Here is a 24,105-nt window from a genome sequence, read left to right as displayed (position 1 = left end):
AGCCGCTGCCTCAGCCCTCCTTGTCGGAGTCCTTCTCGGAGTCGGCCCGCTGCTTGATCTCGTTGACCACGGACGGGTCGGCCAACGTCGTGGTGTCACCGAGCGCGCGGTTCTCGGCGACGTCCTTGAGCAGCCGTCGCATGATCTTCCCGGAGCGGGTCATCGGCAGCGAGTCCGCGAAGACGATGTTGGCGGGCTTGGCGATCGGTCCGATCTCCGTGCCGACGTGGTTGCGCAACTCGGCGAGTTTCTCGGTCGAGCCCTCCGCGCCGTCGCGCAGCGTCACGTAGGCGACAATCGCCTGGCCGGTGGTCTCGTCGGACCGGCTGACCACCGCGGCCTGCGCCACGTCGGGGTGGCTGACCAGCGCCGACTCGATCTCGATCGTCGACAGGCGGTGTCCCGAGACGTTCATGACGTCGTCGATACGGCCCATCATCCAGAAGTCGCCGTCGTCGTCGACGCGCGCACCGTCACCGGCCAGGTAGGCGTCGGAGAACTGGCTCCAGTAGGTCTCCTTGAAACGCTCGTCGTCGTTCAGCAGACCACGGAACATCGCCGGCCACGGCTCCTTGACCACCATGTAGCCGGCACCCTGGCCGGCCGGGATCTCCTTGCCGGCCTCGTCATACACGGCCGCCTTCACACCGACGAACGGGTGCGTGGCGGATCCCGGCTTCAACGTGGTGAGTCCGGGCAGCGGGGTCACCATGATCATCCCGGTCTCGGTCTGCCACCAGGTGTCGACCACGGGAGTCTTGCCGCCACCGACGTTGTCGCGGTACCAGATCCACGCCTCGGGGTTGATCGGCTCACCGACCGACCCGAGCACCTTCAGCGACGACAGGTCGTGCTTCTGCAGTGCCTCGGTCCCCCACTTCATGTGGGTCCGGATCGTGGTCGGCGCGGTGTAGAGGACGCTGACCTTGTAGCGCTCGATGATCTCCCACCAACGCGCCTTGTCCGGGAAGTCGGGCGTGCCTTCGTACATGACGCTCGTCGTGCCATTGATCAGCGGCCCGAACACGATGTAACTGTGGCCGGTGATCCAGCCGATGTCGGCCGCGCACCAGTAGATGGTCTCCGGCTTGATGTCGAAAACGTAGTTGTGCGTGGTGGATACGCCCGCCAGGTAACCGGCGGTGGTGTGCAGAATGCCCTTCGGCCGGCCGGTCGTGCCCGACGAGAACATCAGGAAGAACAGGTCCTCGGAGTCCATCGGCTCGCACGGGCAGGACTGCGGGTCGTCGCTCTGCGAGTCGACGACGTCGTGCCACCACTTGTCGCGGCCGTCCTTCATCTGCACCTCGGTGCCCGTGCGACGCACCGTGATCGACGTCTTGACCGAGGGAGCCATGTCCATCGCCTCGTCAGCGGTCGGCTTCAGCGGGCCGGCCGTGCCGCGACGGTTCGCCGCGTCCTGGGTGATGAGGTATTCGCACTCCATCTCGACCATCCGCGAGCCGAGAGCGCTCGCGGAGAACCCGCCGAAGACGAAGGTGAACGGCGCACCGAGGCGGGCCAGCGCCAACAGCGTCACCGGGGCCTCGGGGATCATGCCCATGTAGACCGCGACCTTGGTGCCCTTGCCGATGCCCAGGCTCTTGAAACCGTTGGCAGCCTTCACCACTCGCTGCTGCAGGTCCGCGTAGGTGATCGTCAGGCGATCGTCGGCCGGCTCACCCTCCCAGTAGTAGGCGACCTTGTCCCCTTGGCCGTTCTCCACGTGCCGGTCGACGCAGTTGTAGCAGGCGTTGAGCTTGCCGCCGAGGTACCACTTCGCGTAGGGGCGGTCCCACTCCTTGAGCGTGGTGAAGTCGGTGAACCAGCTGAGCCGCTCGCGTCCCTCCTTCTCCCAGAAGGCGTCCGAATCCTGGTCGTAGAAGCCCTCCCCGGCGTTCGCCTGCGCGGTGAAGGCCGGCTCCGGCGGGTAGGTGCGCGACTCCGCCATGAGTGCATCAATGTTCTGGCTCTGGCCCTCTTGCGCCATCGTTGTCTCCTTGTGGTGTGGTGTCGGTCGGCCTCGATCGAGTGCGCGTGCGCGCTACTACCCAATCACTCGCCGGACGTGAATGCTGCCCGGGCGGCTGATTTCCGCCCGGGCATCCATCTTTCGGTCGTGCGGTCCCGCTCAGCGCGGGAAGGTCGGCATCAGGGTGCGCTTGAAGGTGAAGTTCACGACTGTCGCGAACGAGGCGTACCAGGCGGCGATCGCCGTCAGCAGTCCGACGTATCCGCCGACCGCGGTCAGCCCGTGACCGGCCTCGTCACTGCCGAACTCGCCGAAGGCGAGCAGGAAGAACGTGATGGTCAACAGCACGAAGACCAACAGCACTGCACCGCTGACGCGCACCGCCGCGACGGTCATGTACAGCGTGAAGATGCCCCACGCCAGCAGGTAGACCCCGAGTCCCTTGTGCAGGTCCGCGCCGGCACCGCTCAGGTCGGTGTGGCCGGTGAGGTACCAGAAGGACAACCAGAACGCACCGAACGAGCAGAAGGCGGTGGCGCCGAACACGTTGCCCTTGACGAACTCCCAGATGCCGGCGACGAGCTGTGCGCCGCCGCCATACGCGAACGCGAGCCCGAAGACCACGGGCTCGACCTTCGCCGGGACGATGCCCGAATTGACCATGCTCAACACGAAGGTGGTGAGCGCGAACGCGCCGAGGCCCAGCGCGGCGGGATCGGCGATGTGCGAGCCGGGCGCCGGGCGGGTGGTCGTCTCTGACATGGAAGGACTCCTGACGTCGTGAGGTCAGAACGGCAGGTGCCGTCTGCCTCAAGCTTGTTCGCCTCAGGTCTCCCACGTGCCCCGTTCCGGAGCCGATGATGTGAGCGGAGTCACACGGTCGCCGGGCGTCAGCGACCGGTGCGACGAACGGTCGGTTCGCCGGGCTGAACGGCACCCGTCGTCCCCTCCGGGTCGAACGTGCCGCGGTCGACATCGAGGTGCTCCGGCGTGTGCAGGCGCACCATCGTGCGCATGACGCCGGGCGGCCGACGGGACGCCGTGGCCAGCGACACGACGATCATCACGCCGAGGCTGAGCGGCATCGTCCAGGCGGCCGGCTGCGCGAGCAACGGACCGGCGAGGCCGGGCGCGTGGTAACCGGCGAGCGCCGCGACCACGGCGGAGGTGCAGGTGCCGCCGCCGATCACGAGACCGGCGATGGCACCGGGTGCGGTGAGTCCGCGCCACCAGATGCCGAGCAGCAGCAACGGGCAGAACGTCGACGCCGCGACGGCGAAGGCCAGCTCGACGGCACGCGCCACCGGAACACCGCTGGACACCACCAGCAGCACCAGCGTGAGCGAGACGACGAGTGCGGTTGCGAGGCGGAAGCTGCGCACCGAGTCCGCTCGCCCACGCAGCATGTCCTGGCTGAGCACGCCGGCGACCGAGACCGCCAGACCCGACGACGTGGAGAGGAACGCCGCGAACGCACCCGCTCCGAGCAGGCCGGTGAGCAGATCCGCGCCGAATCCATGGAACACGTCGGTGGGCAACACCAGGACGACCGCGTCGGTGCGTCCGTCGGCGATCAGGTGGAAGCTGTAGATGCGGCCGAGCACGCCATACACGGTCGGGATCAGGTAGAACGCGCTGAGCAGTCCGAGCACGCCGAGGGTCGTCCGCCGGGCCGCGCGACCGTCGATGTTGGTGTAGAACCGGGCGACGACGTGCGGCAGGCCCATGGTGCCGAGGAAGGTTGCCAGCATCAGCGAATAGACCAGGTACGTCGCGTACTTCCCCTGCATCGGCTCGACCCAGTCGGACACGTGCAGCCGACTCGGCGACGCACCGCCTGCTCGGTGCCAATGCACCAGCAGCACCGCCGCCGGGATGATCAGGGCCGTGAGTTTGAGCCAGTACTGGAACGCCTGGGTCACGGTGATCGACCGCATGCCGCCGGACAGCACGATGACCAGCACGACCGCGGCAACCAGCACCGAGCCGGTCCAGGTCGGCGCGCCGACGAGCGTGCGCAGCGTGATCCCGGCGCCCTGGAACTGCGGCAGCAGATAGAGCACCCCGATCAGCGCGACGACGACGCTGGACACCTTCCGGGCCGCCTGGGACTCCAGCCGCAACTCGGCGAAGTCGGACAATGTGTAGGCACCGGACCGGCGCAGCGGCGCCGCGACGAGCACGAGCAGCACCAGGTAGCCGGCGGTCCAACCGACGGGGTACCAGAGAGCGTCCGCACCGTGCGCCAGGATCAGCCCTGCAGCGCCCAGAAATGAAGCGGCAGAGAGGTATTCGCCGCCGATGGCGGATGCGTTGACCACTGGTCCGACGCTGCGGGACGCGACATAGAAGTCGCTCGTCGTGCGTGACACGCGGACACCGAAGACGCCGATGCCGAGCGTGAGCAGCGAGACCGTGAGGACCGCCGTGAGGCCGACTGCCGGGATCATCGCTCCCCCGGACGTCCCAGCAACCGCATGAAACCGACCTCGTTGCGCTCGGCATACCGCACGTAGAACCAGCCGAGCCCGAGCAGCACCGGGTAGACGAGCACACCGAGCAACAGCCACGGCAGGGGTATGCCGAGCAACTGCACCCGACGTATGCCGGGCACCACATCGAAGATCAGCGGCAGGGAGCCGAGCGTGGCCGCGAGCAGCACGAGCACGACCGCGGCCAACCGCAACTGGGCGCGCATCAGCGACCGTAGGAGAGCCTCGCCGAGCATCGACTGCGCGTCGATCTCCTGGCTCATGGCGACGACATCGGGTGCCGCGTTGCGCCGCCGCTGCACCCGGACGCGCTCGACCGGCTCGCTCACGGCTGGTCCTGGCCGCGCAGCAGGACATCCTTCAACTCGCGACTACGCCGCCGGCTGACTTCGAGCTCGCGGCCGTCGACGACGACCACGGTGCGCTGGTCGTGCTGCCGCAGCTCGGTGATGTGCTTGATCGCCACCAGATGGCTGCGGTGGATCCGCAGGAACCCGGCGTTCGCCCAGTCCCGCTCGAGCGTGCCGAGCGACAGCCGCACCAGATGCGCAGCGTCGCCGGTGTGCAGCCGGACGTAGTCACCGTGTGCTTCCACGAAGTGCACCTCGGAGCGCCGTACGAACCGGGTGATCCCACCGAGCTCGACCGGGATGGTGGGATCCTCGCCCTGCGACACGACCGGTGCATCGTGAGCGAGCACCCGCCGCACGGCCTCCTGCACCCGAGCCGGTCGAGCCGGCTTGAGCAGGTAGTCGACCGCATCGAGCTCGAACGCCTCGACGGCGTGCGCATCGTGAGCGGTCACGAAGACGACTGCCGGAGGACGTTCGAAACGCGCGAGGACCCGCGCCAGGTCGAGCCCGCTCAGCCCCGGCATCGCGATGTCGAGGAACACCGCATCGATCGGGTGGGTCTCCAGAGCGCGCAATGCCTCGACCCCCGAACCGACCGCCAGCACCGAGGCGACCGGCTCGAGTTGCTCGATCATGTAGGCCAATTCGCCGCGCGCCGGCGGTTCGTCATCGACCACGAGCACCCGAAGGTGCTCCGAAGACGTCTCATCCACCATCGAAGTTTATTCACGCCCCGTACTGGGCGACCCCGTCGTTCGGATGCGCGCGGGCGGCGAACCGTGGCACCCGCATCAACACCTTGGTCCCGGCTCCGGGAGCCGTTTCCACCACCAGGCCGTAGTGCTCACCGAAGGTAGCCCGCAGCCGCATGTCGACATTGGACAACCCGATCGACGCGGCCTGGGCGACACCGTCCAGGGCCTCCTGGATGCGCTGAGGGTCTTCGCCGACACCGTTGTCCTCCACCGTGATTCGCACATCGGCACCGTCGGCGAGCGCTTCGACGATCACCTCTCCGGGCCCGGACTTCGGTTCGAGACCGTGCCGGACGGCGTTCTCCACCACGGGTTGCAGCGACAGGTACGGCACCATCACGGTCAGGCAGTCGGGCGCGACCCGCAGGGTGACACGCAGCCGCTCCCCGAAGCGGGCTCGCTCCAGCGTGAGGTACTGCTCGATGGACTGCAGCTCGTCCGCGAGCGCGGTGTACTCGCCCCGGCGGCGGAACGAGTACCGGGTGAAATCGGCGAATTCCAGCAGCAGCTCCCGAGCCCGGTCCGGGTCGGTGCGCACGAAGGCGGCGATCGTCGTGAGCGCGTTGTAGATGAAATGCGGTGAGATCTGCGCCCGCAGTGCGCGTAGTTCGGCCTCGGCGAGCCCGGAGCGGCGCCGGTCGACCTCGGCCAGCTCGAGCTGGCCGCTGACCCAGTCGGCGACCTCGTGCGTCGCTCGTATGACGGGCGCGCCCGCGACTGCGACCAGCGCATGCAGGGTCCCGACGACGGAGCCGTCCACGATCAGCGGCACGCTGATCACGTCGCGCAGCCGGCATCCCGGGTCCGCACAGCCGACCCGATCGACCCGGGCCCGCCCGTCGGCCAGCACCGCGGTCGTGGCGGTCAGTACGTCGTCGCGATGCGCTTCGCCGGGCCCGTCCCAGCCCAGCACCGTGTGCCCGTTGCTGAGCGCGACGGCGGGGGCGGTGAGCAACGGCCGCAACGAGCGGACAGCCCGTTCGGCCGCGGACTCGGTCAGTCCCTCACGCAACGGACGCGCGGCCCGGTTTGCCTCGTGCAGGGTGCGCAGTGTCGCCCGATCCGCCTCACTGCCCATCCCCCGGCGGGTGTGCGCCCACCACCACAGGGCCGCGACCGGAAGCACCAGGATCACCGCGATCACCACCGCGACGGCCAGACTGCTCATCGCCGACACGCTAGAGCACGCGCGGGCCCCACGCCCGGCGTCCCGGCTGAAAGGATGAGAACTTCGCGACGTCGGACGTCGTGCAGCACACGGACAGAACACAGTCGTCACGCTGAGGAGGAGTCCGAAATGTCTGGTCGCCCGGTCACACCGTCCCGCCATACCCACCCGCAGACCTACCACCGCACCCACCGTTCGCTGCGGCGTGCAGCCGCGCTGCTGGGTGCATTCGCACTCGCCACCGGAGGTCTCGCCGTGGGCGGCCTCGCGCATCCGCCGCGAGCCGCCGCGAGTCCCGGGTGCGGCGACCTGCCCAGTTGGGACTTCGACCAGGACGGCACCGCCGACCTGGCGATCGGTGCACCATTGTCGGCCGATCACGGAGAGGTCCAGCTCCGGATCACCCACGAGGGCCAGCATCAACACCAGGCGATCACCGCGCCGGCCGGCGCGATCGGCTTCGGCGGTGCACTCGCATCGGTCTCGTCCAACGAAGCGGACAGCGACACGACCTTCTGCACCCAGCTGGCCGTCGGTGCACCGCGCGAGACGGTGAACGGGCATGCCGAAGCGGGCGCCGTCTACCTCTACCGGTGGAACGGCACGAAGATGGCGTTGCGCGCGCGGTACGTCCAGGGCCAGAACGGTGTGCCCGGCACGCCGCAGACCGGCGGCCACTTCGGGGCAGCGCTGGCGGCCCAGCCGCTGGTGCCCGGGTCCGACTCCGCACTCCCTCTGTATGTCGGGGCGCCCGGCCAGAACGTCGGTTACGCCACCGGCGCCGGCTCGGTCACCGAACTCACGATCCACGACACCGCTGACGCCCACGCGGACGGCTCCGTGACAACGCTCCTCACCACCGGCATACCGGGGCAGCCGACCAACGGCGGCGCACTGGGCGCGTCGTTGTCCACGGCCGGTGGCGTCGTCGCGGCCGGCGCTCCGGGTCAGGCGATTGACGGGCGGCCCGGTGCCGGTGCCGTCCTCACCTTCGTCCGCCGCGCGACCGGGATCGCGGCACCGCGGCTGCTCACCCAGTCGACGGCCGGTGTCCCGGGAGCGGTCGAGGAGAACGACCGGTTCGGGTCCTCGGTGAGCACCGTGGTCCTGAACAACGCGAACCAGACGGTGGAGACGCTCGTCGGGGTCCCCGACGAGGACATCGGCACGGTCGCGAACGCCGGTATGGCGATGTCCTTCCGGACCAACGCGGCGACCGGCGCGATCGGGACGTTCCGCGGCTTCCAGCAGGGGTCCGGCGGCGTGGGCGGCGCACCGGAGGCCGGCGACCAGTTCGGCTTCTCGGTCTCCGACCAGCAATCCGGCCCGGACGGGGCACCCCTGCGTCTCGTCGGTGTCCCCGGCGAGGACGTGGGCTCGGTGCGCGACGCCGGCGGCGTGAACCAGGTCGGGGCCGCCAGCAACAAGTCGTGGGTGGAGGGTTCCGGATCGGTCACCGGCACACCGGAGACCGGTGACCAGATGGGCTGGTCCGTCTCGGGGACGGCCAAGCTCATCGCCGGCGTGCCGGGTGAGAACGGCTACGGCATGACCTACACACCGTGGGGGTATGTCGGACCGCTGCATCCGGATCCCGGCGCCCGTTTCGGCGCGATCGTCCACTGAGTCCGGGTGCGGGCACGGCCGTTAGGGTCGTGGCCGTGGAAGATCAGCGCGCTGCGTCCCGGCGATTGCGTTTCGGCGCCAACTACGTTCCGTCGCAGGGCTGGTTCCACAGCTGGCTCGATCTGGACCGGGACGCGGTCGCGCGCGACCTCGATGACATCGCGTCGCTCGGGATGGATCACGTGCGGATCTTCCCGGTCTGGCCATGGCTCCAGCCGAACCGTTCCGTGCTGCGTCCCCGGGCCGTGGAGGACGTGCGGACCGTCATACAGCTGGGCGCGGAGCGCGGGCTCGACGTCTGCGTCGACCTGCTGCAGGGGCACCTGTCCAGCTTCGACTTCCTGCCGTCGTGGGTGCTGACCTGGCACCAGCGCAGCGTCTTCACCGATGTCGACGTCCGTGCCGGATTGCGTTGGTATGTCGAGGAACTCGTGCGTGCGCTGGCTCCGGAACCGAACGTGTTCGCATTCACAGTCGGCAACGAGGTCAACAACCTGTGGCCGGCCAATGACACCACCCTGGCCGCCTCGCGCGAGTGGGCGCAGGATCTGCTGGGCGCCATCCGGGAGAACGCGCGGGGCGACCAGCTGGCCGTGTATTCGCTCTTCGACGACGCCTTCTACGCTCCGGAGCATCCGTTCTCGGCCGAGGACGTCACGACGCTGGGCGACGTGTCGTCGGTGCACTCGTGGGTGTTCAACGGGACGTCGCGCCTCGACGGTCCGCTCGGCCCGGCCACCACGTCGCATGCGGCCTACCTGGCCCGGCTGGCGGGTGCGTGTGGTCCCGCGGATCGGCCGGTGTGGCTGCAGGAGGTCGGCGCTCCCCTGCCGGACGTACCGATCGACGCAGCCGCGGAGTTCGTCCGCCATACCGTCGAGGCGGTGTGCGGCGTTCCGACACTGACCGGGATCACCTGGTGGTGTTCGCACGACATCGACCGGCACCTCGTCGACTTCCCTGAGCGGGAGTACGACCTCGGGCTCTTCACCGTCGACCATGCTGCCAAGCCGGTCGCACACGCATTGCGCGACGCTGTCGAGTCGGCTCGATCGACCGAACCGCAGCAAGCACAGTCGATCTCGCTGCCGGCGGACATCGTCGCCGACCCGGCTGCGCGCGCCCTCGTCGCGCCCGGCAGCGACTTCCACCGGGCGTGGGTCACGAGGGGCACGCAGTCCGACGGCGGCTTCACGCCGCCCCTGATCACGCCCCTCGTCGCGAGTGACGGCTTCCTCGCCGAGTGACGGCGAGATCGGACCGTCAGTCGGCGAGGAAGCCGTCATTCGGCACAGACCGGGCCGGGCACAGACAGCAAACGACAGGTCCCGGCAGCGTGTGCTGCCGGGACCTGTCGGGTGAAACGGTGAAGCGGGTTGCTCAGATGCCGACCTTGAAGCGCAGGAAACCGGAAACCTCGGCACCGGCCTCCTCGGCGACCTTGGCCACGGTCTTCTTGGTGTCCTTGGCGAACGGCTGCTCGAGCAGGACGTTCTCCTTGAAGTAACCGTTGACGCGGCCCTCGATGATCTTCGGCAGGGCAGCCTCCGGCTTGCCCTCCTCCTTGGCGGTCGCCTCGGCGACGCGACGCTCGTTCTCGACGGTCTCGGCGTCGACCTCGTCGCGGGTCAACACGGTCGGGCTGAACGCCGCGATGTGCATCGCGATGTCACGCGCCACGGCGGCGTCGCCGCCGGTGCTGGCCACGAGCACACCGATCTGCGCGGGCAGGTCGGGGCTGGTCTTGTGCAGGTAGGAGACGACGTTCTCGCCCTCGAGACGACCGACGCGACGAACCTCGATCTTCTCGCCGATGGTCGCACCGGCTTGGTCGATCAGGTCCTGCACGGTGCCACCGTCGACGGTGGAGGCGAGCAGCGCCTGCGCGTCCGCGGCCTTGCTGGCCACGGCCTGGGCCAGCACCTTGTCGGCCAGCTCGACAAACTTCTCGCCCTTGGCGACGAAGTCGGTCTCGCAGTTGATCTCCAGCAGGGTGCCGACGCCGGCGTCGACGTGCGCGGTGACCAGACCGTTGGCGGTCGTGCGACCCTCGCGCTTGGTGACGCCCTTGAGGCCCTTGACCCGCAGGATCTCGGTCGCCTTGGCCTTGTCGCCGTCGGCCTCGTCGAGAGCCTTCTTGACGTCGAGCATGCCGGCACCGGTCTGCTCGCGCAGCGCCTTGATGTCAGCAGCGGTGTAGTTGGCCATGTGTCTGCTTCGCTCCTTCGCGAACTACGGAAAGGTTCAGAAAATCGGTGGGTATGACGCGGCTCGCGCCATACACAGCCGTGCTCCGGTGGGCCGTGTGCACCACGACCCACCGGAGCAGCAGCGGATCAGGACTCGGTGGTCTCGGCGGCCGGGGTCTCGGCAGCGGCCGGGGCCTCGGTGGCCTCGGCGGCGGGCGCCTCGGTGGCGGTCTCCGCGGTGGCGGCACCGTCCTCGGACGCGAGCAGCTCGCGCTCCCACTCGGCCATCGGCTCGGACGCCTCGGCGGCGTCGGATCCGCCACCGGAGCGGGCGATGAGGCCCTCGGCGACACCGTCGGCGACCACGCGGGTCAGCAGGGTGACGGAGCGGATCGCGTCGTCGTTGCCCGGGATCTTGTAGTCGACCTCGTCGGGGTCGCAGTTGGTGTCCAGGATCGCGATGACCGGGATGTTCAGCTTGCGCGCCTCGGTGACTGCGAGGTGCTCCTTCTTGGTGTCGACGACCCAGACGGCCGAGGGCACCTTGGCCATGTCGCGGATACCGCCCAGGCTGCGCTCCAGCTTGTCCTTCTCGCGCTTCATGACGAGAAGTTCCTTCTTGGTGCGACCGGAGCCGGCGACGTCGTCGTAGTCGACTTCCTCGAGCTCCTTGAGGCGGGCCAGACGCTTGCTCACGGTGTTGAAGTTGGTGAGCATGCCACCGAGCCAACGGTGGTTGACGTAGGGCATGCCGACGCGGGTGGCCTGCTCCTGGATCGACTCCTGCGCCTGCTTCTTGGTGCCGACGAAGAGGATGGTGCCGCCGTGGGCGACGGTCTGCTTGATGAACTCGAACGCGTCGTTGATGTAGGTCAGCGACTGCTGGAGGTCGATGATGTAGATGCCGTTGCGCTCGGTGAGGATGAAGCGCTTCATCTTGGGGTTCCAGCGACGGGTCTGGTGCCCGAAGTGGACGCCGCTCTCGAGGAGCTGGCGGGTCGTGACGACGGCCATGCCGAAGTCCTTTCTGATTGGGTTTCCAGTTGTCTTCGCGCTGTCGTCGGTATGACGCAACGCAAACCTGGCGCCCCGATGGATCCGGACCGGGCGGCTCAACGGATGAACCGATCGGACTGGCGGACCCATCCCGGCATACGAACTCCGGTATGAGACGCGCGAATTCGACCCGCGGACGAGACCTTACGGACGGCGTACACGAGTCGTGACTCCAGGATACGGGACAACCGCGCCATGCCGCGAATCGGCGGCCGATCGACGGCAGCCCGTCATTACCATCGAGGACATGACCACGCCGGACCGCCAGCCCCTGATCGATCGCATGCACGGATTCGGCGCCACCATCTTCGGTGAGATGTCGGCGCTGGCCACCCGGACCGGCGCGATCAATCTGGGTCAGGGGTTCCCGGACACCGACGGACCCGCGGCGGTGCTGACCGCGGCGCAGGACGCCATCGGCGGCGGACGCAATCAGTACCCGCCCGCCCGCGGCATACCGGAGTTGCGCGCGGCGATCGCCGACCACCAGCGGCGCTTCTACGACCTGACGATCGACCCGCAGGAGCAGGTGCTGGTGACGGTCGGGGCGACTGAGGCGATCGCCTGTGCCGTCCTCGCGCTGTGCGAACCCGGCGACGAGGTCGTCACCTTCGAGCCCTACTACGACTCGTATGCCGCGACGATCGCGCTGGCCGGTGCGGTACGACGGACGAGCGTGCTGCGCTTCCCGGACTTCGCGATCGACGAGGGGTCGTTGCGGGCGGCGTTCTCTCCGCGGACCCGACTCGTCCTGCTGAACACGCCGCACAACCCCACCGGGAAAGTCTTCTCCCCCGCCGAGTTGGAGCTGATCGCGGAGCTGGCCCAGCAGCACGACGCGATCGTGGTGACCGACGAGGTCTACGAGCACCTGACCTTCGACGGCGCGCGGCACGTACCGATGGCGACGTTGCCGGGGATGTTCGAGCGGACCCTGACGATCAGTTCCGGCGGCAAGACGTTCGCGACGACGGGGTGGAAGATCGGCTGGTTGAGCGGGCCGGCCGACCTGGTCACGGCCTGCGCCACGGTGAAGCAGTTCGTGACGTATGCCGCCGGGGCTCCCTTCCAGGCGGGCATCGCGCACGGTCTCGGACTGCCGGACGGCGTCTTCACCGGGTTGGCCGACACGATGCAGCAGGGCCGGGACATCCTCACCGACGGCCTGCGCGCGGCCGGCCTGCCGGTGAGCAGCCCGCAAGGCACCTACTTCGCGATCGCCGACGTCGCGGCACTCGGGGCGACCGATGCGGTCGACTTCTGCTGGCGGATGCCGGAGCTGTGCGGGGTGGTCGGCGTGCCGGTGTCCGTCTTCTGTGACGACAAGGACGCGGCGCGGACCCTGGTGCGCTTCGCGTTCTGCAAGAAGCCCGCTGTGCTGACCGAGGCCGCGACGCGACTGGCGACGCTGCGGTCGGGCCCTCCCACGACGCGGTAGTCCACATCTCCGTGTGCGGACCCCGCTCGTCCACAGCCACGGGGTGCGGCCGTCGCGGCATCCGCACGAACGCCGCATGCTCGTCGTATGACGACAGGCTGGCAGGGCGTGGTGGCGTTCGTCGGCGCCGTGTTGACGGCCCTGAGCGGGCCGGGCGAGCCGGCACCGGTGGATCACTACGGCTGGCCCCTCCACCCGCAGCCGCCTGTCGTGCATCCCTTCGATGCTCCGCCGCAACCCTGGGCGGCGGGGCATCGAGGAGTCGATCTGCAGGGACGGACGGGTCAACCGGTGCTGGCGGCGGGTGCCGGGAGGGTGTCGTTCTCGGGGGTGATCGCCGGTCGCGGGGTTGTCGCCATACAGCACGCCGACGGGCGGCGTACCACCTACGAGCCGGTCGACGACCGTGACCCCGAAGGCACCGTCGAGCAGCGCGGGGACCGGATCGGATCGCTGGCAGCCGGCGGCCATTGTGGGGCGACACCGTGCCTGCACTGGGGACTGTTGGTGGGCAAGGACGCGTACCGCGATCCGTTGACGCTCGTGCAGGAACGGCGGGTCCGTTTGCTACCGCTCGGCTGAGTCCTGCATCGGCTTTTCGTCGGGCGCTGGTGCCGGATCCCGGACACTCAGGCCTTCCCGTGGGAGTCGGGGCGTTGGGGCCACGCCCACGGTTTGCAGCCGTCCAGGCCGAGCGTCTGCTGCTGCATCACCGGTGCGTAGGCGCCGCGCCGGGAGCAGTACTCGTGGCCGTGCCCGAGAGCGTGGCCGACCTCGTGGTTGACCATGTATTCGCGGTAGAGCGCGAGCTGTCCCTTGAAGTAGGAGACTCCGCGGGCCCACAACTTGTAGTTGAGGATGACGTGTTGGCCGGTGGCGCAGGAGGTGCCGCCGTGGGTCGGCAACGGCGCGCACAAGGCGTCGACCTGGTGCGGGCTGGCAAGGCTGATCGTCATCTGGGCCTTGCGGCCCTTCGTCAGTTGCGCCGGCGTGACCTGCACGAACTTCACGTGGTCGACGCCCTGCCAGCCGCGGCGGTCCAACAGTGCAGCACCGAGCGTGCTCGCGATCGTCGTGGTGTCGGCGTGCATGCCGCCCTCGATGTTGAGCCGATAGGTCACGACCCGTCCGGTTTTGGCGGTCGTGGTCTGCGGAACCAGCACCGGGCCGAAGTGTCCGTTGCCCTTGGCCGGCACCACGATCGGCGTACTCGGCGCCGACCGCTTGGCGGCGCTCGTTCCGGTCGCCGACGGCCTCGAGGACGCGGTGCTCGATGCCGTCGATCGCGCGGCCGTCGTGCTGGTGGCCGTCGGGCTCGCCGTGCGTGTCTGCGCGACGGTCGACGTTGCTCCGGGCGTCCCGGCCGAGTTCGCACCCGCCGACTGTCCTCGGCCGTGCAGCAGGTAACCCGACAGTGCGCTGATCAAGGTGACCGCGATGACAGCGACGACGATCGTCCGAACCAGGCGGACCGAGCGCGGTGGGTGCGATCCCTGCATGACGGAAGTAGACCGCATCGCATGCCGGGGTCTACGCGGCGGGCTCGGTCGGTGCGTCCCCACACCCCTCGCGCACGTCACGTCGAGTGCGTTGCGGGCCGATGGACTCCCGCTGCTCAGGCACGCGGATGCGCCTGGGTGAAGGACCGTCGCAATCGCTCGACGGAAACATGTGTGTAGACCTGGGTGGTCGCCAGGCTCGCGTGCCCGAGCAACTCCTGGACGAGCCGGATGTCCGCCCCACCCTCGACCAGGTGCGTCGCTGCGCTGTGTCGCAAGCCGTGCGGGCCGAGGTCGGGCGCGCCCGGTGTCTCCCGCAGCAGCCGATGCACGACCTCACGCACCACGCGCGGGTCGACCCGCTTGCCGCGGGCGCCGAGGAACAGCGCCGGCCCCGACCCCGCGACGACCAGGCGGGACCGTCCGGACTCCAGCCAGGCGTCGAGTGCCACCGCGGCAGGGCGGCCGAACGGCACCGTGCGCTCCTTGTCGCCCTTACCGACGACGCGCACGACCAGGTCGCGCCGGTCCAGGTCGTCGACATCGAGCCCGACCAACTCCGCGACTCGAATCCCGCTGGCATACAACAGTTCCAGCATCGCGCGGTCCCGCAGGTGCACCGGGTCCGCGTCATCGGCAGCAACCGCCGCCAAATCCAGCAGGGCAGTCGCCTGGTCCTGCCGCAGGACGTCCGGCAACGTCTTGACGCGCTTGGGCGCGACGAGTCGGGAGGCCGGGTTGCGAGCAATGGCACCGGTGCGGAAGGCCCAACCGAAGAACCCACGCGCCGCAGCGGACCGGCGGGCCACCGTTGCCCGGCTGGCCCCGGCAGCATCGAGGTCGGCCAGCCAGGACCGCAGGTCCGCCAGTGTCACGTCGCTCCAGGAATCGACGCCGGAGGTGTGCAGGTGAGTTGCCAGGTCGTGCAGGTCGGCGAGGTAACCGCGCACGGTGTGCGGGGACCGACCACGTTCCGAGCGTAGGTGTCTCTCATAACCGGCCACGACCGGCTGATCGGTGAGCGCGCTGTCCTGTGTCACGACGTTCACAGATTACCGACCTGCATCGATCGGGCGGTGTCACCAACACGCCGATCGGCAGTCGTCCGCGTCCGATCACCCAGGTTCGTCCCTCCTGCGTCGCCAGCCGCTCTCGATCCGCTCGACCAGACCGGCGGCGTGCAGCGTGGCGAGCCCACGGGTCACCTCCCGAGGAGCGAGACCGGCGCTCACCGCCAGCCGTTCCACCGAGGTCCCCCGCACCACCGGCATGGCATCCAGCAGACGCCGGTCCGCATCGTCCAGCCGGTCTTCGACCGTCGCTTCCGCACGCTTGGGGTCCGCGAGGTCCCCGCCGATGGCGCCGAACAGTTCGGCACAGTCGTCGACGTCCGAGACCAGGACGGCCCCGCAGTCCCGGATGAGCTGGTGCGGGCCGGCGCTCGCCGGGCTGGTGACGGGCCCGGGCACTGCGGCAAGCAGTCGTCCCAGCCGGGAGGCCGCTGTCGCTGTCGACCGCGACCCGCTGCGCAGCCCCGCTTCGACGACGACCGTGCCGGGTGTCATCGCGGCGATCAGCCGGTTGCGAGACAGGAAGCGTTGCTTCTGTGGCGCCGACCCCGGCGGCAACTCGGTGACGATCAGCCCGGACTGCTCGATCTGCTGCAGCAGGCCGGTGTTGGCGATCGGGTAGGCGATGTCGATGCCACAAGCCATGGCGGCGACGGTGCATCCGCCCGCCGCGAGCGCCCCTCGGTGACCCGCAGTGTCGATGCCGTGTGCTGCACCGGAGACGATCGTGAAGCCGCGCTGAGCCAGACCGTAGGCCAGCTCACTCGCCACCTGACTGCCGTACGGAGTCGCTGCCCGCGCGCCGACCATCGAGACACTGCGCTCGCACGCCGCAGCAAGCGATCCCTGCCCGACCACCCACAGGCAGTATGGCGGCGACTCCAAATCGTCCACGCCGCAAGGCCATTCGTCATCGCCGGGTATGACGATGCGCGCCCCCAGCTCCTGGGTCCGAGCCACCAAGGACTCCAGGCGCAGTGTTTTCACTCGTGCCGCAGCCCTGGTGAACTTCCCGTCGGCGTCGTTCCGCACCATCTCCCACGCCGTGAACGGGTCCAGGCCGCGCAGTCGCGGTGTCATCGTCTTGTCCGCCGGCTCGACCGTCGCGGCGAGCGCGAGCCGCACCGCGAGGCGGCCCTCCCTGCTGCCGCGCAGCTCCTCGAGCCGAACCTGCGACGCCGTGTCGAGCGTCATGGCCGCGGCCTCCTCCATCGGTCGTCGCGCTGCCTCATGCCGCCGCTCCACTCGATCGCAGCCCGCGGGCCTCCTCCACCTGCCGGAACTCCGGTCGGGGCGCACCGTCCAGGTCCGCGATGGTCCAGGCGACGCGCAGACACCGGTCGTAACCCCGCAGCGTCAGCGCTCCGCTCTCCATCGCACGGTCCAGTCCACGGGTCACCTCGGCGGATAGTCGCCACGTGCCCGACCGCAGGATCGAGCCGGGCACCTCGCTGTTCCGGCTGCGGCCCAGCTGCCGCCAGCGGTCCGCCTGTCGACGGCGCGCCGCCAGCACGCGCTCGGCGACCTGAGCGCTGCTCTCCCCTCGCGGCCCGGCCAGTGCCGCCCGGGTCACCGGCAGCATGGCCAGGTGGACGTCGACCCGGTCCAGCAACGGCCCCGACATTCGCCCGAGGTAGTCGCGGCGTCGCTGCGGTGCGCAGGTGCACTTGGAACCCTTGCCGTAGTTCTGTCCGCACGGGCAGGGGTTGGCAGCGAGCACCAGCTGGAAGCTGGCGGGGAACGTCACCACATGGTCCGCGCGTGCCACGTGCACCACCCCGGACTCCAAGGGCTGCCGCAATGCGTCGAGCACGTCGCGACGGAACTCCGGGCACTCGTCCAGGAACATGACGCCTCGATGAGCACGTGACACGGCGCCGGGCCGGACACGTCCCGAACCGCCTCCGACCACGGCCGGCATCGACGCACCGTGGTGCGGGGCAACGAACGGCGGTTGCTCGATCAGCACATGGTCCGGCAATGCACCCAGGACCGAATGGATCGCGGTCACCTCCAGTGCCTGCTCCCGGGTCAACGGCGGCAACAGGCCCGGAAGTCGTTCGGCGATCATCGTCTTCCCGGCCCCGGGCGGACCGACCATCGCCAGGTGGTGCCCACCTGCGGCAGCCACCTCGAGCGCATATCGAGCCTCGTCCTGCCCGACGATGTCGGACAGGTCAGGCACCACAGAGGCGTTGACGGCATGTGTCGGGACCGCCGGCGGGTCGGGCAGCGGCCGACCACGGGCGAGGCAGGTGTAGCGGCGCACCAGCGCACCCAGGTCGTGCACCGGCACCACGTCGACGTCCGGGACGAGACTCGCCTCGGCCGCGTTGGCGACCGGCACCACCACCTGCCGGGCGCCGTCGCGCACGGCCGCGAGCACCGCCGGCAGCACACCGTGTATGGCGCGGACCGACCCGTCCAGACCCAGCTCACCGAGGTGGACCACGGAGTCGACCACATGTGGCTTGATCGTCCCGCCGGCGACGAGCACCGCGACGGCGATCGCCAGGTCGAAACCCGAACCCTGCTTCGGCAGGGAGGCCGGTGACAGGTTGACGGTGATCCGTTGCTTGGGCAGCTCCAGCCCGCAATTGGTCGCTGCGGCCCGGATCCGGTCCGGGGACTGGCGGCACGACGTGTCCGGCATACCGCTGACACCGAACCACGGCAGCCCCGAGGACACGTCGGCCTCCACGTCGACCACCCGTCCGTGGATGCCCGTGACGGCGACGCTGCGCGTCCGGCCCAGGGTCATCCGAGCACCCCCTTGATGTGCTCGATCTCGACCATCGCACCCGACCGGCACAGGACACCGATCACGTCGACCCGCACGTGCGGGGTCGCGATCGGATGATCCGCGAGCCAGCGAGCCGCCAAGACCCGCAACCGGCGTGCCTTCACAGGTGTCACGGCCTCGACAGGCCGTCCGAACCGCTCACTGGTCCGGGTCTTGACCTCGACGATGATGAGGCAATCGCCGATGTCGTCGAGTGCGACGATGTCGATCTCACCGTCGCGACATCGCCAGTTGCGATCGATGACGGTCAGGCCCTGCAACTGCAGGTAGCGCGCCGCCTCTTCCTCGCCCCGGCGCCCCAACTCTCGCCGATCGGGCGGTCTTCGGGACACCGGCGGTGGACCACCGGTCTCGTGCGTCGTTGCCATCGGGCATCACCTCCGACACCCAGCCTGGGATCGACCGTGCCGGGGAACCAGTCGGATCCGATCGGCTGTGGACGAACGGCCGGACCGGAGGGGATGTGTACGACGCAGCGGGCAACGGCCGCGCCGCTCACTCCGGGAGTTCGATCTCCCGCGGCGGCAGTTCCTCGACGTTCACGTCCTTGAAGGTGATCACGCGGACGTTCTTGACGAACCGCGCGGTGCGGTAGACGTCCCACACCCATGCGTCGTTCATCCGCAGGTCGAAGTAGACACCGGCGCCCTCACCGCGCACCTGCAGGTCGACGTCGTTGCACAGGTAGAAGCGCCGCTCGGTCTCCACCACATGGGTGAACAGGCCCACCACGTCTCGGTATTCGCGATAGAGGGAGAGTTCCTGCTCGGTCTCGAACTTCTCCAGGTCTTCAGCGCTCACTGTCGCTCGCTCCGCTCGCTCATCTGCAGCACCGGCTCCTTCTCCGATGTCACATCGTCCACGCTACCTGCCAGCTGCTGCCCCGGCACCGGGACCTCGCCATTGCATCGGCGCCAGGACCGGCGATGCAACTCGCAGGGCCCGTACGCCTCCAACGCGGCCAGGTGGTCGGGCGCGGAGTAGCCCTTGTTGCCCGCCCAGTTGTAGTGCGGGAAGTCCTCGTGGAACTCCACCAGCATGGTGTCGCGTTCGACCTTGGCCAGCACCGAGGCGGCCGCGACGGACGAGCACTTCATGTCCGCCTTGATCATCGTGGTCACCGGCGGCGTGGGTGGACGCCCTTCGGAGTCATCGTCGAGCAGAGCCAACAGACCGTCCCGCTCCGGATCGGTCAGCCAGTCATGGTTGCCGTCCAGCACCACCAGGTCCGGTATGACGCGCAGCGTCGCGAGCGCCCGGGTGCCTGCCAGCCGGAGCGCGGCCATGATCCCGACGTCGTCGATCTCCTGTGCGGAGGCGTGGCCGACGGCGTGGTCGGTGGCCCAGCGACGAACTGCGGGCACCATGCGTTCCCGCGCCATCGGCGACAACAGCTTCGAGTCCTTGACTCCCTGTGGAACCGTGCGGGTCTGCTCGTCGATGACGACCACACCCACGGAGACCGGCCCGGCGAGTGCACCGCGGCCGACCTCGTCCATCCCGGCGATCAGCCGGTAGCCCTCACGTTGCAACGACCGCTCGACCCGCAGGCTCGGTTTGCTGCTGCGGGGCGGGGCGGCGCGACGTGAGGTACGGACCGTCACGGATTGGGGACCTTCGCGAACACGCTGCTGTAGTCCTTGAGCGAGTGGATCCGGCTGATCGGCCATGCGATCGCGACGACCTGGCCGGTGATGTCCGACATGGGCACCGAACCGAGCTTGCCGCCGCTGGTGCCGTCGTGCAGCCGTGAGTCCGCCGAGTCGTTGCGGTTGTCACCCATGACCCACACCTTGTCCTTCGGCACCGTGATGCTGAACGGCATGGAGCTCGGCACGCTGCCCTTGTTGATGTACGGCTCGGTGATCGCCACCCCGTTGACGGTGAGCTTCCCCGACTTCGTGCAGCACACGACCTTGTCGCCGGGCAGGCCGATGATGCGCTTCACGACGTGGTCCCCGCCGCCGGGCAGCACACCGACGAACACCAGGCTGTCGGTGACGATGCGCTTGAGCGCCGAGGGGTGACTCGGCTGCGAACCCCACGTCTTCGGATCCTCGAACACGATCACGTCGCCCCGGTGCAGCGGCGAGTGCTGCGGCGTGAACTTGCTGACGATGATGCGGTCGCCGACATCCAGCGTGCTCTCCATCGACTCCGACGGGATGTAGAACGGCTGCGCGAGGAAGGTCTTGACCAGGAAGCTCAGCACGAGCGCGATCACGACGATCACGGTCAGCTCACGGGCGAACGCCCACCGCGACTTGGCGCGGGGCGCCCTCTCGTCCTCGGGTATGGCGCCTGGCGGCAGGGCGCGGTCATCGGAGGCGCCGGTGGCGACACCGTCGCCACCGGTCGGACCACTGCTGGTCGCGTCGCCGTCGGCCGCTTTCGGCTCGGCGGATTGTGGACCGGCCGTGGCCTCGTCCCGATCGTGACTCATGGCCGCACCCTCCTACGTCGGGTCCAGCCATTCGTCCTGCGTCTGCCGAGTCGCTCGCTGCGCTCGCTCATGGCCGCACCCTCCTACGTCGGGTCCAGCCATTCGTCCTGCGTCTGCCGAGTCGCTCGCTGCGCTCGCTCATGGTTTGGGCACCTTGTCGAATGTCGAGGAGTAGTTGCTGAGCCAGCTCATCCGGTCCACCGGCCAGACAATCATGACTGCCCGGCCGATGATGTCGGACTCGGGCACCGAACCGGTGCGACCACTGCCGTCATCGTGGAAGCGTGAGTCGGCGGAGTCACCTCTGTTGTCCCCCATGACCCACACTCGGCCGGGCGGGACGGTCACCGAGAACTTCTTCTGTTCGGTGCCGCCGCCCGGGTAAATATAGGGCTCCGAGAGGCCTACTCCGTTGACCGTCAGCTGTCCCCGCGTGTTACAGCACTTCACGTGGTCACCGGGCAGACCGATGACCCGTTTGATGAGGTCGTCGTCGCCCGACGGGTAGAGCCCGAGGAACTGCAAGCTGGAGACCAGTGCACCACTCACCCCTGAACGTTTCGTGGACGGCAGGTCGAGCCAGTTCCCGGGGTCGTGGAAGACCACGACGTCACCGCGCTGCAGCGCCAGCGGGCCGGGGGTGAACTTCGAAACGACCACCCGATCGCCCGGGACAAGGGTGTTCTCCATCGAGTCCGACGGAATCCAGAACGACTGTGCCACAAACGTTTTGATGCCCAACGAGAGCACCAGTGCGACCACCACGACGATCGCCAGCTCACGCAGCAACGTGGTGACGCGGCTGCCGCTGCGTTCCGTGCCCGGCTGCTGCCCGCGCACCGAACGGTCACTGCTGCGGGACCGCGCAGGATCCCCCCGTCGTACCAGGATCGCCGTGTCATCCGGAGTGGTCCGTTGCGGCACACGGGGCAGCCGGATGGCGTCCGGCGCCGGCCGGTATGACGAGCGGTCGGCGGCGCCTGCACGGACGCCGCGGTCGGCCCGGTCCGACGTCGTGCCGGACGGAAGCCGATATCGATGATCGCTCACGAAGCGAGTCTCCCCCACGAACCTAGGGGCCAGTACCGCAGCATCACGTTCCCGACGATGTCGTCGACCGGGACCATCCCGCCACCGGGGTCGCCGAGGTGGGATCGCGAATCGTCGGACGCGACCCGGTTGTCCCCCATGACGAAGACGTGTCCGGCCGGGACGCGCACCGTGAAAGGCACCGTGCTGGCCGTCATACCGCGTGGCACGTAGGGCTCCTTCTGCACGTTGCCGTTGATGCGCAACTTACCGTCATGACCGACGGCGACGGTGTCACCGGGCACCCCGATGATGCGTTTGACGTACAGCACCTCACCCGGGTGTATGCCGAGCGCGTCGCCCACCGAACGCAGGAATCCGGCGACACCGGTCGGTGGTGTGTCGCCGGGATGGGCGAAGACGTCCGTGCCGTCGAAGACGACGACCTCGCCGCGGTGCACGTCGTGTGCGTGCAGCTTGCCGACCATGATCCGGTCCCCCTGCCAGAGGGTCGGCTGCATCGACCTCGACGGGACCGTGAATGTTTCCAGCAGCAGGCCGTGGATCAGGACGAGCACCGCGAGGACGGCGAGCACGCCGACGAGGGTGCGGCGGCCACGCGACCACCGGACGCGCTCACCGGCCTCCGGGGACGCCGAAGGCGTGGGGTCCTCCGTAGAGGACTCCACGCCTTCGGTCATACAAACGAAGAGTGAGCTCAGGCCTGCTTGGCCGGGGTCTCGCGCTTCTCCTTGATCTTGGCAGCCTTACCGCGCAGGTCGCGCAGGTAGTAGAGCTTGGCGCGACGCACGTCACCGCGGGTCGCAACCTCGATCTTCTCGATGACCGGGGTGTGCACCGGGAAGGTGCGCTCGACACCGCAGCCGAAGCTGACCTTGCGGACGGTGAAGGTCTCACCGATGCCGCCACCGTGACGACGGATGACGACGCCCTGGAAGACCTGGACACGCGAGCGCGTGCCTTCGACGACCTTCACGTGCACCTTCAGGGTGTCACCGGCGCGGAACTCGGGGATGTCGGTGCGCAGCTGCGCGGCGTCGAGCTCATCGAACTTGTGCATGACGTGCTTCCTTCTCGGGACGCCGCAGGTCGTACCCGGGTAATCAACATGATCGGGTGCGCCGCCGAATGTGTAGCCACATGCTCGGGTGGTGAACCACCGTCGCACTCCCCCTGCGGCGGGGGCCGGGTTCGGTCAGGCGCTCTCGTAATTCTGCCAGATGGAGGGCCGCACCAGGAAATCGGGCGACCCTGCCTCCACTACTTCATCGTGCCCTGGGACAGCGATCCCTGCAGCTGCCGCTGGAAGATGATGTAGGCGACGAGGACCGGCACGACCGTGATGACGACACCGGCGAACAATGCTCCGTAGTTGACCTCGTAACCGGCCGAGGAGACGAAGTTGTACATCCCCTGGGACAGCACATAGTTCTTCTCGTTCGTGTTCAACGCCACCGGCAACAGGAACTGGTTCCACAGCCCGAGGAAGTTGAAGATCGCCACCGCCGCGATACCCGGCCTGGCCATCGGCAGCATCACCTGCAGGAAGGTGCGCCAGTCACCGGCACCGTCGAGTTCGGCGGCCTCCGCGATCTCCGCCGGCAACGCCCGGAAGAACGGGTAGAGGAAGAACACCGTGAACGGGAAGGCGAACGCGACATACGTCAGGATCAACCCGGGGAAGGTGTTGAGCAGCCCGATGTTCTTCAGCACGAAAAACAGCGGCACGATCGCCAGGAAGATCGGGAACGTGTTGCCGGCCAGGATCAAGTAGTAGACGAAACGGCTGCCCCGGAACGGGAAGCGAGCCAACGAATAGGCGCACATCGAGCCCAGCGCCATGACCAGCACCAGCGCGATGCTCACCACGATGACCGTATTGAGCAGGTCGCGTCCCAGCCCGGAGTCGTTCCACGCCGACGAGTAATTGGCGCTCAGGTTGTGCCAGAAGTGCTGAGGCATCTTCCACGGCCCGGCGAAGATCTCGCTCGTCGAGCGGGACGAGGAGAAGAACGTCCACAGCAGCGGAAGAATGACGATCAGCGACCAGAAGATCAGCACGATGTGTGAGCCGATCAGGATGCCGCGTTCACCCGGTTCGCGCTGGTGCGCCCGTTGCGGCACCGGCGGCGTGCCCGGCGGAACGGACCTGGCGGTTTCTTCCGGTCGTTCCTGAGGCTTACTCAGGTCA

General features: G+C 68.6%; 24 protein-coding genes. 4 read left to right on the top strand and 20 right to left on the bottom strand.

Features of this window, described 5'->3' with window-relative positions:
• Nucleotides 1-10: 10 nt before the first annotated feature.
• The 6 genes from acs to ACZ50J_RS08360 form a co-directional block, all read right to left on the bottom strand.
• Nucleotides 11-1,990 carry an acetate--CoA ligase gene (gene acs / locus ACZ50J_RS08385; RefSeq protein WP_464300813.1) on the bottom strand — a complete coding sequence of 660 codons (1,980 nt, stop codon included), beginning with the start codon at nucleotides 1,988-1,990 and terminating at the stop codon, nucleotides 11-13.
• Between the two features lie 141 nt (nucleotides 1,991-2,131).
• Nucleotides 2,132-2,734: an acetate uptake transporter gene (locus ACZ50J_RS08380; RefSeq protein ID WP_464300812.1), complete on the bottom strand. Its 603-nt coding sequence runs from the start codon at nucleotides 2,732-2,734 to the stop codon at nucleotides 2,132-2,134.
• A 128-nt stretch (nucleotides 2,735-2,862) separates the two neighbouring features.
• Complete coding sequence (locus ACZ50J_RS08375) at nucleotides 2,863-4,422, bottom strand: sodium/solute symporter (RefSeq protein ID WP_464300811.1); 1,560 nt, start codon at nucleotides 4,420-4,422, stop codon at nucleotides 2,863-2,865.
• Nucleotides 4,419-4,793 (bottom strand): hypothetical protein, encoded by a 375-nt coding sequence (locus tag ACZ50J_RS08370; RefSeq protein ID WP_464300810.1) that lies wholly within the window; start codon nucleotides 4,791-4,793, stop codon nucleotides 4,419-4,421. Before ACZ50J_RS08370 ends, ACZ50J_RS08375 begins: the two co-directional genes overlap by 4 nt.
• Entirely contained in the window at nucleotides 4,790-5,533 is a 744-nt protein-coding gene (locus tag ACZ50J_RS08365) for a LytR/AlgR family response regulator transcription factor (RefSeq protein WP_464300809.1), read from the bottom strand. The genes ACZ50J_RS08370 and ACZ50J_RS08365 overlap by 4 nt, the downstream gene beginning before the upstream one ends.
• 10 nt (nucleotides 5,534-5,543) lie before the next feature.
• Entirely contained in the window at nucleotides 5,544-6,740 is a 1,197-nt protein-coding gene (locus tag ACZ50J_RS08360; protein ID WP_464300808.1) for a sensor histidine kinase, read from the bottom strand.
• 129 nt (nucleotides 6,741-6,869) lie between these two features.
• Here ACZ50J_RS08360 and ACZ50J_RS08355 point away from each other — a divergent pair, with 129 nt between their 5' ends.
• Nucleotides 6,870-8,366, top strand: coding sequence for a hypothetical protein (locus tag ACZ50J_RS08355; protein ID WP_464300807.1), 1,497 nt, complete (start codon nucleotides 6,870-6,872; stop codon nucleotides 8,364-8,366).
• 35 nt (nucleotides 8,367-8,401) lie between these two features.
• Nucleotides 8,402-9,613, top strand: coding sequence for a glycoside hydrolase 5 family protein (locus tag ACZ50J_RS08350; RefSeq protein ID WP_464300806.1), 1,212 nt, complete (start codon nucleotides 8,402-8,404; stop codon nucleotides 9,611-9,613).
• Between the two features lie 133 nt (nucleotides 9,614-9,746).
• Here the strand turns inward: ACZ50J_RS08350 and tsf are convergent, their stop codons facing one another.
• On the bottom strand, nucleotides 9,747-10,574 hold the full coding sequence (gene tsf / locus ACZ50J_RS08345) for a translation elongation factor Ts (protein ID WP_464300805.1): 828 nt from the start codon (nucleotides 10,572-10,574) through the stop codon (nucleotides 9,747-9,749).
• Nucleotides 10,575-10,702: 128 nt separating this feature from the next.
• A complete protein-coding gene (gene rpsB, locus ACZ50J_RS08340; RefSeq protein WP_464300804.1) occupies nucleotides 10,703-11,569 on the bottom strand; it encodes a 30S ribosomal protein S2 in 867 nt (288 codons plus the stop codon).
• 289 nt (nucleotides 11,570-11,858) lie between these two features.
• On the opposite strand from rpsB, the gene ACZ50J_RS08335 reads away from it, so the two are divergent.
• On the top strand, nucleotides 11,859-13,049 hold the full coding sequence (locus ACZ50J_RS08335; RefSeq protein ID WP_464300803.1) for a pyridoxal phosphate-dependent aminotransferase: 1,191 nt from the start codon (nucleotides 11,859-11,861) through the stop codon (nucleotides 13,047-13,049).
• Nucleotides 13,050-13,136: 87 nt separating this feature from the next.
• Nucleotides 13,137-13,631: a M23 family metallopeptidase gene (locus ACZ50J_RS08330; protein WP_464300802.1), complete on the top strand. Its 495-nt coding sequence runs from the start codon at nucleotides 13,137-13,139 to the stop codon at nucleotides 13,629-13,631.
• Between the two features lie 47 nt (nucleotides 13,632-13,678).
• On the opposite strand, the gene ACZ50J_RS08325 is transcribed toward ACZ50J_RS08330, so the two are convergent.
• The 12 genes from ACZ50J_RS08325 to ACZ50J_RS08270 all read right to left on the bottom strand — a co-directional run bounded on the left by ACZ50J_RS08325 (nucleotide 13,679) and on the right by ACZ50J_RS08270 (nucleotide 24,101).
• Entirely contained in the window at nucleotides 13,679-14,548 is an 870-nt protein-coding gene (locus ACZ50J_RS08325) for a DUF3152 domain-containing protein (protein WP_464300801.1), read from the bottom strand.
• Nucleotides 14,549-14,664: 116 nt separating this feature from the next.
• Complete coding sequence (locus ACZ50J_RS08320) at nucleotides 14,665-15,588, bottom strand: tyrosine recombinase XerC (protein WP_464300800.1); 924 nt, start codon at nucleotides 15,586-15,588, stop codon at nucleotides 14,665-14,667.
• A 75-nt stretch (nucleotides 15,589-15,663) separates the two neighbouring features.
• A complete protein-coding gene (dprA, locus tag ACZ50J_RS08315; protein WP_464300799.1) occupies nucleotides 15,664-16,812 on the bottom strand; it encodes a DNA-processing protein DprA in 1,149 nt (382 codons plus the stop codon).
• Between the two features lie 34 nt (nucleotides 16,813-16,846).
• Entirely contained in the window at nucleotides 16,847-18,379 is a 1,533-nt protein-coding gene (locus ACZ50J_RS08310; RefSeq protein ID WP_464300798.1) for a YifB family Mg chelatase-like AAA ATPase, read from the bottom strand.
• Nucleotides 18,376-18,789, bottom strand: coding sequence for a YraN family protein (locus ACZ50J_RS08305; protein ID WP_464300797.1), 414 nt, complete (start codon nucleotides 18,787-18,789; stop codon nucleotides 18,376-18,378). The genes ACZ50J_RS08310 and ACZ50J_RS08305 overlap by 4 nt, the downstream gene beginning before the upstream one ends.
• Before the next feature lie 127 nt (nucleotides 18,790-18,916).
• Nucleotides 18,917-19,222, bottom strand: coding sequence for a DUF2469 domain-containing protein (locus ACZ50J_RS08300; protein ID WP_464300796.1), 306 nt, complete (start codon nucleotides 19,220-19,222; stop codon nucleotides 18,917-18,919).
• Nucleotides 19,219-20,025 (bottom strand): ribonuclease HII, encoded by an 807-nt coding sequence (locus ACZ50J_RS08295; RefSeq protein WP_464300795.1) that lies wholly within the window; start codon nucleotides 20,023-20,025, stop codon nucleotides 19,219-19,221. Before ACZ50J_RS08295 ends, ACZ50J_RS08300 begins: the two co-directional genes overlap by 4 nt.
• Nucleotides 20,022-20,864, bottom strand: coding sequence for a signal peptidase I (gene lepB, locus ACZ50J_RS08290; protein WP_464300794.1), 843 nt, complete (start codon nucleotides 20,862-20,864; stop codon nucleotides 20,022-20,024). The genes ACZ50J_RS08295 and lepB (ACZ50J_RS08290) overlap by 4 nt, the downstream gene beginning before the upstream one ends.
• A 138-nt stretch (nucleotides 20,865-21,002) precedes the next feature.
• Nucleotides 21,003-21,914 (bottom strand): signal peptidase I, encoded by a 912-nt coding sequence (gene lepB, locus ACZ50J_RS08285; protein WP_464300793.1) that lies wholly within the window; start codon nucleotides 21,912-21,914, stop codon nucleotides 21,003-21,005.
• Nucleotides 21,911-22,594, bottom strand: a complete 684-nt coding sequence (lepB, locus tag ACZ50J_RS08280; RefSeq protein WP_464300792.1) for a signal peptidase I — start codon at nucleotides 22,592-22,594, stop codon at nucleotides 21,911-21,913. Before lepB (ACZ50J_RS08280) ends, lepB (ACZ50J_RS08285) begins: the two co-directional genes overlap by 4 nt.
• A 17-nt stretch (nucleotides 22,595-22,611) precedes the next feature.
• On the bottom strand, nucleotides 22,612-22,974 hold the full coding sequence (rplS, locus tag ACZ50J_RS08275) for a 50S ribosomal protein L19 (protein WP_464300791.1): 363 nt from the start codon (nucleotides 22,972-22,974) through the stop codon (nucleotides 22,612-22,614).
• A 200-nt stretch (nucleotides 22,975-23,174) separates the two neighbouring features.
• Complete coding sequence (locus ACZ50J_RS08270) at nucleotides 23,175-24,101, bottom strand: carbohydrate ABC transporter permease (protein ID WP_464301331.1); 927 nt, start codon at nucleotides 24,099-24,101, stop codon at nucleotides 23,175-23,177.
• Between the last annotated feature and the right edge of the window lie 4 nt (nucleotides 24,102-24,105).

Source organism: Flexivirga sp. G2 (genome assembly GCF_055397625.1).
The sequence above is the reverse complement of the archived record's forward strand: the minus strand, read 5'-3'. Positions and strand labels throughout refer to the sequence as shown.

Excerpts from the sequence above, each read along its gene's own strand:
- lepB (WP_464300794.1), bottom strand. The coding sequence starts at position 20,864 with ATGAGTCACGATCGGGACGAGGCCACGGCCGGTCCACAATCCGCCGAG.
- rpsB (WP_464300804.1), bottom strand. The coding sequence starts at position 11,569 with ATGGCCGTCGTCACGACCCGCCAGCTCCTCGAGAGCGGCGTCCACTTC.
- ACZ50J_RS08380 (WP_464300812.1), bottom strand. The coding sequence starts at position 2,734 with ATGTCAGAGACGACCACCCGCCCGGCGCCCGGCTCGCACATCGCCGAT.
- ACZ50J_RS08360 (WP_464300808.1), bottom strand. The coding sequence starts at position 6,740 with ATGAGCAGTCTGGCCGTCGCGGTGGTGATCGCGGTGATCCTGGTGCTT.
- ACZ50J_RS08310 (WP_464300798.1), bottom strand. The coding sequence starts at position 18,379 with ATGACCCTGGGCCGGACGCGCAGCGTCGCCGTCACGGGCATCCACGGA.
- ACZ50J_RS08335 (WP_464300803.1), top strand. The coding sequence starts at position 11,859 with ATGACCACGCCGGACCGCCAGCCCCTGATCGATCGCATGCACGGATTC.
- rplS (WP_464300791.1), bottom strand. The coding sequence starts at position 22,974 with ATGCACAAGTTCGATGAGCTCGACGCCGCGCAGCTGCGCACCGACATC.
- tsf (WP_464300805.1), bottom strand. The coding sequence starts at position 10,574 with ATGGCCAACTACACCGCTGCTGACATCAAGGCGCTGCGCGAGCAGACC.
- ACZ50J_RS08375 (WP_464300811.1), bottom strand. The coding sequence starts at position 4,422 with ATGATCCCGGCAGTCGGCCTCACGGCGGTCCTCACGGTCTCGCTGCTC.
- ACZ50J_RS08365 (WP_464300809.1), bottom strand. The coding sequence starts at position 5,533 with ATGGTGGATGAGACGTCTTCGGAGCACCTTCGGGTGCTCGTGGTCGAT.
- ACZ50J_RS08305 (WP_464300797.1), bottom strand. The coding sequence starts at position 18,789 with ATGGCAACGACGCACGAGACCGGTGGTCCACCGCCGGTGTCCCGAAGA.
- ACZ50J_RS08330 (WP_464300802.1), top strand. The coding sequence starts at position 13,137 with ATGACGACAGGCTGGCAGGGCGTGGTGGCGTTCGTCGGCGCCGTGTTG.
- acs (WP_464300813.1), bottom strand. The coding sequence starts at position 1,990 with ATGGCGCAAGAGGGCCAGAGCCAGAACATTGATGCACTCATGGCGGAG.
- lepB (WP_464300792.1), bottom strand. The coding sequence starts at position 22,594 with ATGACCGAAGGCGTGGAGTCCTCTACGGAGGACCCCACGCCTTCGGCG.
- ACZ50J_RS08355 (WP_464300807.1), top strand. The coding sequence starts at position 6,870 with ATGTCTGGTCGCCCGGTCACACCGTCCCGCCATACCCACCCGCAGACC.
- ACZ50J_RS08325 (WP_464300801.1), bottom strand. The coding sequence starts at position 14,548 with ATGCAGGGATCGCACCCACCGCGCTCGGTCCGCCTGGTTCGGACGATC.
- dprA (WP_464300799.1), bottom strand. The coding sequence starts at position 16,812 with ATGACGCTCGACACGGCGTCGCAGGTTCGGCTCGAGGAGCTGCGCGGC.